This is a genomic window from Neobacillus niacini, assembly GCF_036961885.1.
In the GTDB taxonomy this organism is placed as follows: domain Bacteria; phylum Bacillota; class Bacilli; order Bacillales; family Cytobacillaceae; genus Neobacillus; species Neobacillus niacini_H.
Window position 1 is genome coordinate 1 of record NZ_JBALNQ010000082.1, and the last position, 1,916, is coordinate 1,916.

Consider the following 1,916-nt stretch of genomic DNA (forward strand, 5'->3'; position numbering starts at 1 on the left):
GAATTAGTTGCGGATGGCGAGAATTAGTTGCGGATGGCGGGATTTAGTTGCGGATAGCTAAAAATTAGTTGTGCTTAGCAGCAATTAGACATGAGAGGAAGATTTTATTGAAAAATAACGATTTATTAGTAGAAAAATATGGTCCTGTTTTAGCATTAACACTGAATCGTCCTGAAAGTTTAAATGCATTTAGTCCTGATATGATTCTTGGATTAATGGAAGCACTTGTTGAAGCGAAAATTGACTCTGATATTCAGGTAATTGTGTTATCAGGTGCTGGTCGTGCCTTTAGCGCTGGCGGTGATGTGAAAACAATGGGCAAGGCAGATGGAAATCAAGTCTATGAACATATTGGAAAATTAAATGAACTGATCTTGATGATGAAAAATTTAGAAAAACCCATCATTGCAGCGGTTCATGGTTTTTCTGCAGGAGCCGGTTTTAATTTAGCGTTAGCTTGCGATATCATTCTAGCCGCTGAGGATAGTAAATTTGCCCTTAGCTTTTCAAAAGTTGGGCTTGTGTCGGATGGCGGAGGTTCCTATTTCTTACCTAGGCTGATTGGACCGCACCTAGCAAAGCAGTTCTTTTTTAGTGCTGAGCCCATTCCTGCACAGCGCCTTTACCAATTAGGTGTTATTAATTCTTTATTCCCAGCAGAGAGGCTTCAAGAAGAAGCTACAAAACGAGCACTAAGTCTAGCCCAGGGGCCTGCAATGGCATTCGGAAAGCAGAAAAAATTAATTGAGCATTCTTTTACATCGACGCTTGAAGAAATACTAGAAGAAGAACGGCTCACACAAGTTTTAATGGTCCAAACAGAAGACCATAAGGAAGGCGTCGCAGCCTTTAAGGAAAAAAGAAAACCAGCATTTAAAGGCAGGTAGAAGGAGAGTACACATGAAAGCAGTTCAACTGAAAGAATTTGGCGGACCTGAAGTATTAGAGTTAGTAGAGATAGAGACACCAGTTCCAACAGGTCGTGAGGTACTAATCGAAATTAAAGCAATTGGGGTAAATTATGCGGATACAGCGAGAAGGGAAGGACAGTATGTAGTCAAAACACCTCTTCCATTTATTCCTGGGGCTGAAATTGCTGGAATTGTCGCTGCTGTTGGGAACCAGGTGTCAAGTGTAAAACCAGGGATGCGGGTGGTAACCTTAATAAATTCTGGAGGCTATTCAGAATTTTCCCTAGCAGATGAGCGATCTCTAATCCCGCTGCCTGAACAATTGGATTATCAAAATGCGGTTGCCCTGCCACTCCAAGGGTTAAGTGCTTATCATGTACTAAAAACAATGGGGCGGTTAGAAAAAGGGGAAAGCATACTTGTTCACGCAGCAGCAGGTGGTGTTGGAACTCTTGCTGTACAATTGGCAAAGCTGTTTGGTGCAGGGAAAATCATAGCTACGGCAAGTTCTGATGAAAAATTAGAGTTAGCTCGACAAATGGGTGCAGATGTTCTCGTTAACTATACTGAGTCAAACTGGGTAGAACAGGTTTTAGAAGCAACCGGTGGAAAAGGGGTAGATGTTGCACTTGAGATGGTGGGTGGAGATGTTTTTAATCAAACATTAAAATGTCTGGCAACCTTTGGCCGTCTTGTGGTGTTTGGAGCCGCAAGCGGTGAGCAGAGTAGGATGTATCCAGGGGCGTTAATGGCACGAAATCAGTCTGTCATTGGCTTTTTCCTGCCACAGATCATGAGAAAGCCAGAATTGCTTCAGCCTAGTTTAGTAGAGTTACTAACCTATCTAGGTGAAGGTAAGCTGAAGCTCACGATTGGCGGCGTGTTCCCACTCGAAGAAGCAGCAGAAGTCCATCGGTTATTGCAGTCTCGGAAGACAACAGGAAAGTTGGTTTTGGAACCATAAACACTAATGGACTAGCGGATGACGAGAAATACTGGCGGATA

The 1,916-nt window shown here is 42.9% G+C and carries 2 protein-coding genes; both read left to right on the plus strand.

The features are described from left to right. Positions 1-107 precede the first annotated feature (107 nt). The gene (locus V7124_RS25010; protein ID WP_335494402.1) at positions 108-887 is read left to right on the plus strand and encodes an enoyl-CoA hydratase/isomerase family protein; all 780 of its coding nucleotides are present in this window, start codon (positions 108-110) and stop codon (positions 885-887) included. A gap of 13 nt (positions 888-900) precedes the next feature. Further along, a complete protein-coding gene (locus V7124_RS25015; RefSeq protein ID WP_335494404.1) occupies positions 901-1,875 on the plus strand; it encodes a quinone oxidoreductase family protein in 975 nt (324 codons plus the stop codon). The last annotated feature ends 41 nt before the right edge of the window (positions 1,876-1,916 follow it).